The organism is Fusobacterium sp. DD2 (assembly GCF_018205345.1).
GTDB lineage: Bacteria > Fusobacteriota > Fusobacteriia > Fusobacteriales > Fusobacteriaceae > Fusobacterium_A.
Map to the genome: position 1 here is coordinate 1 of NZ_JADRHM010000146.1, position 363 is coordinate 363.

A 363-nucleotide genomic window follows, 5' to 3' on the forward strand; every position below is an offset into this window, starting at 1 on the left:
TAAAGTAATAATCATTAATATTTTTTTCATAATAGCCTCCTAATTATTCACTCTTTTTTTCTTCAACTTTTTCTTCTGAAGAAGCTTTTTCAACATTTCCACCGTGTTTTTTATTTAATATCTCTTCTACAACTTTATTGTATATATCATTGTAAACAGATTTCTTAAATTCATTTTTTACAAATTCTTTTGCTTCTTCAAAATCTGGTTCTCTTGCTTCTTCTTTGTCTTTAATGTTGATTATATGGCATCCATCACCGACAAATACTAAAGATTTTACAATACCTTTCTTATCTGTCTTTGCAACAACTGCTGCTAGTGGTGGAATAATTGATGATAAAGGAATAAATTCATCTTTGAAAG

Annotated in this window: 1 pseudogene; it reads right to left on the reverse strand. The window is 27.3% G+C overall.

Annotation, left to right across the window (positions count from 1 at the left end):
• Positions 1-43: 43 nt before the first annotated feature.
• Positions 44-363 (reverse strand): annotated as a pseudogene (locus IX290_RS11500) (hypothetical protein); the annotation flags it as partial.